The sequence below is a fragment of the Xenorhabdus sp. PB61.4 genome (genome assembly GCF_963894935.1).
In the GTDB taxonomy this organism is placed as follows: domain Bacteria; phylum Pseudomonadota; class Gammaproteobacteria; order Enterobacterales; family Enterobacteriaceae; genus Xenorhabdus; species Xenorhabdus stockiae.
The window spans coordinates 1-6974 of sequence record NZ_CAWQJR010000056.1 but is presented as its reverse complement, the minus strand read 5'-3'; the positions used below and the strand labels follow the sequence as shown (position 1 = coordinate 6974).

The 6974-nt window shown below is 42.0% G+C and carries 9 protein-coding genes; all 9 read right to left on the bottom strand.

Annotated features, from left to right (window positions below):
- Positions 1–294: 294 nt before the first annotated feature.
- Positions 295–576 carry a hypothetical protein gene (locus AACX68_RS04390; protein ID WP_228860699.1) on the bottom strand — a complete coding sequence of 94 codons (282 nt, stop codon included), beginning with the start codon at positions 574–576 and terminating at the stop codon, positions 295–297.
- Positions 577–2016: 1440 nt separating this feature from the next.
- Positions 2017–2577 carry an RNA polymerase subunit sigma-70 gene (locus AACX68_RS04385; RefSeq protein ID WP_228860698.1) on the bottom strand — a complete coding sequence of 187 codons (561 nt, stop codon included), beginning with the start codon at positions 2575–2577 and terminating at the stop codon, positions 2017–2019.
- On the bottom strand, positions 2574–2738 hold the full coding sequence (locus AACX68_RS04380; RefSeq protein ID WP_228860697.1) for a hypothetical protein: 165 nt from the start codon (positions 2736–2738) through the stop codon (positions 2574–2576). The genes AACX68_RS04385 and AACX68_RS04380 overlap by 4 nt, the downstream gene beginning before the upstream one ends.
- Positions 2739–2969: 231 nt before the next feature.
- Entirely contained in the window at positions 2970–3581 is a 612-nt protein-coding gene (locus AACX68_RS04375) for a hypothetical protein (RefSeq protein WP_228860696.1), read from the bottom strand.
- A gap of 11 nt (positions 3582–3592) precedes the next feature.
- Positions 3593–4309 (bottom strand): hypothetical protein, encoded by a 717-nt coding sequence (locus AACX68_RS04370; protein WP_228860695.1) that lies wholly within the window; start codon positions 4307–4309, stop codon positions 3593–3595.
- Between the two features lie 2 nt (positions 4310–4311).
- Positions 4312–4476 (bottom strand): hypothetical protein, encoded by a 165-nt coding sequence (locus tag AACX68_RS04365; protein ID WP_228860694.1) that lies wholly within the window; start codon positions 4474–4476, stop codon positions 4312–4314.
- Between the two features lie 377 nt (positions 4477–4853).
- The gene (locus AACX68_RS04360; RefSeq protein ID WP_339389276.1) at positions 4854–5285 is read right to left on the bottom strand and encodes a tail fiber assembly protein; all 432 of its coding nucleotides are present in this window, start codon (positions 5283–5285) and stop codon (positions 4854–4856) included.
- Complete coding sequence (locus AACX68_RS04355; RefSeq protein ID WP_228860693.1) at positions 5285–6004, bottom strand: tail fiber protein; 720 nt, start codon at positions 6002–6004, stop codon at positions 5285–5287. Before AACX68_RS04355 ends, AACX68_RS04360 begins: the two co-directional genes overlap by 1 nt.
- Before the next feature lie 488 nt (positions 6005–6492).
- Complete coding sequence (locus AACX68_RS04350) at positions 6493–6705, bottom strand: hypothetical protein (protein WP_228860692.1); 213 nt, start codon at positions 6703–6705, stop codon at positions 6493–6495.
- Between the last annotated feature and the right edge of the window lie 269 nt (positions 6706–6974).

Sequence of the window (6974 nt, the reverse complement as noted above, 5' to 3'; positions counted from 1 at the left end):
CCTACATACATTACAACATAGTAAGTTTGACATTTAGCATGTTATTTTCCATTCTATTAAAATATCCTGAATTAATGAATAGCCTTACCGTTTCCAATGTAATAAACACAACCTTTGTATTTAATATTATTATTTCATTAATATTCCTCATACCAATTCCATCTATTTTATTTGGAATCAGGAATTCAAATAAAACAACTATAGGTTAATACCCCGCTGCAACCTCTTTGAAAGGTCAGTACGTTAAAAGTACCAACCTTGTGAAGAGGTTGCGCCGAATTTCGCCGGAACCTATTAAGCGATAGAACTGACAGCTAACTGATATCCCTGCCAGTAAGAAGCCTTTCCCGTTACCGTGATCACCTGACCTTTCTGTAACAGCATCACCGATAGCGCCATTTCGTCAAAGCCCACGACACGCAGTGGGTATTCACTGCGCTTTTCGCTCTGTGCCTGTAGGGTAGCGACTGCCATCACTTTACCCGTCTGGCACTTTATACGCTTGGGGGAAACGGTAATCCTACCTGTGATTGTGGCGACTATCGAGGGTGCATTCTTCTTCTGTCTTCGTGCCATTTTCCACCGCCTATAGATGAACTGATTTTTCAACCATGATAATAATCAATAAGTTAAATCACTTCGAACGTAATACGTACGGAGTCATTGAGTTATATTAAGTAACCTTGTGCTGGACGACTTAAACTCAAGCCCCTGAGTTGTGATTTCCACAATGGAGGTTTAGAAAATTTATTCGAAAATCACGCTCTAACGAAAAAAACGCAAAATAACTGTACCATCTGTACCACTTGGAATATTTCAATTAAATATCAATAAATTAAGGTGGTACAGATACGAAAAATAACTGTCAATAACTGTCCGTATCTGTACCACCGTTCACGGAGTAGTAACCAGTAGCAACTGTGGTGATCTTCACCATAGTTGGGTAACTCATTGATATTTTCGTTCATCCTCACTTTGAGGAAAAGTAGTAACCATAGTTGGCTAACCCTTTGATTTTTCCGAGGGGGCCAGTTTGACCACACTATCACGATTTCCGTGATGGTTGATTTACAGGCTGGACAAAAGCCATAAACCCATTGCCTTTCAATATGTTGCTTGAGCGCAAGGGACTGGACAAAACGACTTAATTCCTTGTTTTAACTATTCTATTTTGTGCGCACCTCTTAAAGAGTTGTACAAAGTCTGTGCGTCGCTAAATGATACGTGCAAAGTTTATGCTCCTCTTAAAGAGGTGTACAAATTCTGTGAGTTAGCCTGACTGACGCTCAAATTGTGAGTAACTATCGGTTACGCTCAAGACCATTTGCGACTGACTAACTGTCAGTTACACCCAAAGTCCGATTATCGGATATTGGATTTTGCATCGACGAATTTCGTCGGCACAAACTAACCCTCTTAAAGAGGGTCAGTTCAACCTATTGGGTGATCTATAACTAAACCTCTTAAAGAGATGTAGTTCTTGTTCCTGGCTACGAGACAGGTAACCCAAAATAATTGGGTCAGTTATATAAGGGAAAATTCCGCATGTACAAAAGCAAAAGGTATTGAGATTTCCTCTATACCCTAAGTGGGTATCACACTTTGAGATGGTCAAGATTTTGACCATCTACGGCAACGATAGGGATTTGCTCTATAGTTAGTTAACTCCTTGATTTAATTAATCTCTGATTCTGTGCCGGAAATAAGTAAAATCAATAGGTTATAAAATACATCTACGTAACTCATTGATTATTAATAATTACCGCTCCATGCAGGATATGCGTTAAATCAATAGGTTACATAAAGGTGATATTTCTCACTTTTAACTTATTGATATTACTCAATTCCTGCTCAGAGCCGGAATTCTGGTTTTCTGACAGAATTAGTTAAAATCAAAAGGTTATATCAAAAAAACTAAGCGCATAGGGATTGACGGGAACCGCTTAATTTCAAGCCCTCCCGTTGGTTGTGGGGCGTGTATGGACTGTTTCTCACTGGCAGGCATATCAGCCTGTATCACGCCAGAGAGGACTTGCTATCGACACTCAGTTCGTACATGGCCTCATAGATAATCTCTTGTAAGGCTGCCACGAATTCGGCATCTGTGGAGCTGGACGCAGTAGCCCTGAGTCGAGGACCATGCTCAGGCGCAATAGCTATCAGGCGCGTTCGCAGACGGGAGTATTCTTCACCGACCTTGTTCACCATATCCCGCCAAGGGAGAACCTCACCGGATTTGATACTGTGCTCCAGTTTGACCAGTTCAGCCAGATAGTGCTCTTTGATGGCACGGGATTCTTCCAAGGGGCGTACCTGAATACTACCGCCGTGTAACTCGTCATAAACGGCCTTAGCCCGCACCTCCAGAGACTCTGCCTCAGCATAATGGGCTTTCTTCGCGTTCTCTGTCCGGGGATCGGTACTATCAATATACTGCCTACGCCATGCGTCAGCCGCTTCAACATTAATGTACCTGCCTACCCTCGGTGGAAAGGTTTCATATTTAGCCCAGTCGTAAATCGTCTGGCGAGTAACACCGGCATGTTCTGCATACTTTGAAATGCTCAGGGTTTTCATGGCTTGAGTACTCCGGCTGTTTTGATTAATTGCTGACGAAATCGGGCTTTCGTTTGCTGAGAACGAAGCCGAACCCTTGTGGTCAATTCCGCAACGAGTGGCTGCCATTGGCCTGATTTTTGTGTCTGCAATAACATTGTAATGTCCTGTCTATTTATCATCGTTTTTCTGCCTGAGTGCCGGAGCAAACTGTAAAGTGTAAAGTGTCAAATGGAGCTTTACACTTGACACTGACTTGACACTTTTTGTCAAGTGATCCCACGGTGGAATGCGGGTTTTCGGGGGAAAAGTGTCAAATGTGTAAAACAAATTTCAGATCTCAAAACTAGTGAAATATCGGGGCGCGCAATGCCCATGTAATACGATCTGACAGGGAAGGACCCAAAAAAGTTTTAGCCCCAGTGTAGCTGCCTGAATGCCTGTCTCTGCCGTTCCCGTTCTTCATCAACCTTGCGCTTCTCCGCTTCCTCTTGCCGTTGACGCTCTGCAATGCTTTCAGGTGAGTGAGGATTGTTACGGCGCATAAAGTCACTCGTCCGTTGGATTAATGCCTGTATATCGTCCTCTGTCATGGGTTCGATATAGCTTTCCAGCTTCTCATTCGCTGCCCGTAATGAGGCATGATATCCGTTAGCATCATCATTCATCAGACTGTAGTTGAAGGCTTCCAGATTCTTGTCTTCATCGTCTAACAGTTCCCAGCCTGAACAGACAGCCTCCATCTTGCGTGTGGTGTATTGACTGAGGTGGCGGTAACTCTCACTGAGCATGGTGATTGCGTGTTGGTGTGATGTGTGATTGTCGATGAGGTACAGTGCATAAACAGGATTGTTCTTGGCCTCCTGACTGCTGGCTATCCAGTGAGCATGACTGTGTGTGTCCGTGGTATGATCTTCCTGCTGCTCTGCATTCAGTGAGCGCCTTAACGCATAACGCCCGGTATAACCACGGGCACGGTTAGCATCAGGGCGTAAATGACTAAAGCCGTATAAGTCAGACTTCATACTACCCCTTGTCAGTAGTTGCCGTAATCCGCCTGCCTGATACCTGTTTTTGCGTAGGTTGCACGTAATTTCTCAGCCGCTTTCGCTATGGCTTCCTGATATTCCTGATCGGCCTGTTTACGAGCTTGCTCATTGTCTGTGGTATTCGGGTTGCTTTCATTCATCATTTGCCGGGTTCTTTCTATCAGTGACTGTATTTCATCCTCTGTCATCGGCTCTTCCATCTTTTTCAGGGCATTGACAGCATGATGTTTTGCTTGGTTGTAGCCGTTAGCATCACCGTTATTAACTGAAAATGTCATGGCTTTGAAGGCTTTTTCTTCATCATCCAGAAACTCCCATGACGGATCATGCTCTTCCATATACTTACTGGTGAACTTTGACAGGGCTTCGGGTTCGCTCCGTAACTTCGCCTTAATCTTGTTCGAATGCAGATCAGTCTCACGTAATAGCTTAACCGCCAGTACCGGGCTATTTTTAGCCTCTTCCGATACAGCGACATTGTGTCCTCTGCTGTGCTTTTTGATAGGTTCAGGCTGGTTGTCTTGCTCTGTAATGAGATCTGTAGCGAGTTCCTGTGCCGGTTCAGTGGTGTAGTGTCCAGAATCATCATCAGCCCGTGCTGACAATTGACTAAAGTTGTATTGTGGGTCTTTGTTCTGTTTGCGAGCTGCTTTGCGTTTGAAGCGGTCTAATCCCAGTATTTCGGACATCTTGTAATTTGCCATTGTTATTTTCCTGTCTGTAATAAAGCCTTGTCGACCAGTTTGCGAGCCACTTCGTGAAGCGTGGGTTTAATGCCCAGTTCTGAGCGGCTGTACTCGTCCTGCTGTATCTGGCGTAGGGCGTCCATCTGCTGACGAGTCAGTAAGATGGCCTTGTTATCGATTTTCATACTTACACCTCAATCGCTGATAATTTATACAGCTATATTATTGCAATATATGCAACGAATCAAATTAATGACGCAAAATAAGAAACAATAAAATTCACTATAAATTAAGGACAGACAGGAAGTGGCAATATCATGTGATATCACCGTTTGATGGGGTTTGCTGAAAGGACGCTGAGGAGTGAGTAATCAATATGGGGCTAATTATTCACAAGGTAAAGCCTTTGCTCTGACAATGGAAGCATGAGAACAGGATACTGACAAATATTTGCACTTTGGTGTGTACTGTAGGTGATAGAAAGCCTGAGATATTTATGCAAGGGATTGATTAGACATCCGTGTCTAGTTGGTATACGGCTAATACAAAGCTACATACCTTGTCATTCCTTCGGTTGTTCAGGCCATACGATATTAGGAGCAATAGAACAATCAATTCGATTGAGTAACACTCTGTATTTTCGCCATTCTATGAGTGCTACCCTTTCCTTATCTGTAGCGAGGTTTAAATCAACGGCATCCTGTAATGGTGCTATGGTATTTGATGTTTGTGACATGAGATCTTTCTTCTTTTTCTCTGCATTTTGCTGTAATTGCTTTGTTGTTGGTGGTGGTATATCAGCCCATGTAGGCAGACCATCAACACCTGCAACACGACACTTACCTACCGGGGCAGAGTTAATAGCAAATTCAATAAAGCATGATTCTGATACCTTTACGGCGTCATCAGGAAATGTCCCACTATTGATATAAATTTGTTTCATATGAGTAGGGTAAAATGAATTACGAGATGCACTATAAAAGTACGGCATCATTAGAATCCCCAAGCGTGCCATTGGCAGGCAGAATAAGCAGGAGAACTAAAAGTGCTGACATCCCGCTGTAATGTTCCCAAATTTGTTGCTAAAAAACCTGCCAAGCTAATATCATTTATTTGCCATATAGCTCTAACTGTACCGCCACCATTATCATGCTCACTAATCATAGATACACCTGAGCTAAACTGTATTGGAAATGTTATATACACCTCGTCACGCGTTCTAGTTGATGTCACACCCCACTGATAAATTAATCCATTAGGGTATTGAACCCATCCATTTTGAGCATCACCATGTCGTTTGAAAAATGACATATCTGGTATCTGGTTTGGTCCATTCCCTACAGTTCTATAAACCAGTTCTGATAAATCAAGATTCTTCACAAATGCTGCTTTATCAGGAATATCAGCCCCGTTCTGCTTCTTCTCCAAATAGAGATCGGAGTTATTATTAAGGGCGTTTTGATTGGCGGTATTAGCGAGATCGTATGCTTTCTTGACCGCTTTAGAGGTTGCAGCGGTTATCTCACTGTCACTGTCTGTCTCATTACTTAACGTCACAAATCCCGGCTCTACTTGAGTGGCATAGGGATGATTACGGCTTGCTGCGTGTTCTGCAATAGCCTCTTTGATTGACTCTTTGACATATTCTGGCGTGGTAACAGTAACCAGATTGCTATCTTCTGAAACGGATACATCAAGTTTTTTTTCTTGCATATTAATTCCCTCATCTAATCAACAATACAGATTGCTAAATAACATGAAGGCGGTGGGAGACTTCTCCGCCGGTGAACATCAATAAAAGGGTTCATCAATACGGGAAAGTACGGTTTGACTAATATTTGATAGGGAGCATGTTTTGTGGGCAGGATGACATAAAATGACAGGCGGGGAATTAACAGAATTTATCAGGCGGCTGATGAAAATTAATACCTCAGAGGGTTTAAGAAGATTATTAAATCCTCAATAAAAAAGCTCCTATAACGGAATAAACTCAAATGGTTATAACGAATCGGTCAGCGCCTATACCGTGGTTAAATCAAAGTATTAGATGTGATTTTAGGTGTTTCGGTCAACATACTGATCGGGAGAGAATACTCATGAAAGATGAATTCTAATGGTGCGATGAGTTCGACAGATTTTAATTCCAACCTGCAAACCATCGCTACAAGCTTAAATATCCGGTAATTCCGGTTAGTCCACACTTACTCGTTATTACTTCGGTACTTTTTACGTAACCTGAACCCAAGAATGATAAGATAAATGGCTAGTAAACTTTCAACTGAGTTATATAGCCAGTCCACTTCAATTTCAGATGTCATCCACTTTAAAATTGATACTGCGAGTAAAAATATTCCGCCAAAGATGAGTATTAGAGGTGTTTTTTCTCCGAGTGGTAATTTTTTTAATTGTGACATATTAAATCCTTATAATATTTACCGATGGTTATTTGATGCGAGTTTCACATATTTGGTTATTCCTAACAACTGAATTCTAACTATTTGAGATTCATTCGATATGGAAATTCCCTTAACGGAACAATTAAATAGTTTGTCATAATGATGAGACTCTTATATTTCTCATTTCTTTCCAATTCGTTAACGAGGCCCTTTTCAAAAAAATTTTCACATTACGAATAAGCTGCCACATAAATTGGCAACAATGATTGCGTGTCACCGTTTCATGG

Coding starts and splice junctions, on each gene's coding strand:
- AACX68_RS04390 (WP_228860699.1), bottom strand. CDS start 576: ATGGCACGAAGACAGAAGAAGAATGCACCCTCGATAGTCGCCACAATC.
- AACX68_RS04385 (WP_228860698.1), bottom strand. CDS start 2,577: ATGAAAACCCTGAGCATTTCAAAGTATGCAGAACATGCCGGTGTTACT.
- AACX68_RS04380 (WP_228860697.1), bottom strand. CDS start 2,738: ATGATAAATAGACAGGACATTACAATGTTATTGCAGACACAAAAATCA.
- AACX68_RS04375 (WP_228860696.1), bottom strand. CDS start 3,581: ATGAAGTCTGACTTATACGGCTTTAGTCATTTACGCCCTGATGCTAAC.
- AACX68_RS04350 (WP_228860692.1), bottom strand. CDS start 6,705: ATGTCACAATTAAAAAAATTACCACTCGGAGAAAAAACACCTCTAATA.
- AACX68_RS04360 (WP_339389276.1), bottom strand. CDS start 5,285: ATGATGCCGTACTTTTATAGTGCATCTCGTAATTCATTTTACCCTACT.
- AACX68_RS04355 (WP_228860693.1), bottom strand. CDS start 6,004: ATGCAAGAAAAAAAACTTGATGTATCCGTTTCAGAAGATAGCAATCTG.
- AACX68_RS04365 (WP_228860694.1), bottom strand. CDS start 4,476: ATGAAAATCGATAACAAGGCCATCTTACTGACTCGTCAGCAGATGGAC.
- AACX68_RS04370 (WP_228860695.1), bottom strand. CDS start 4,309: ATGGCAAATTACAAGATGTCCGAAATACTGGGATTAGACCGCTTCAAA.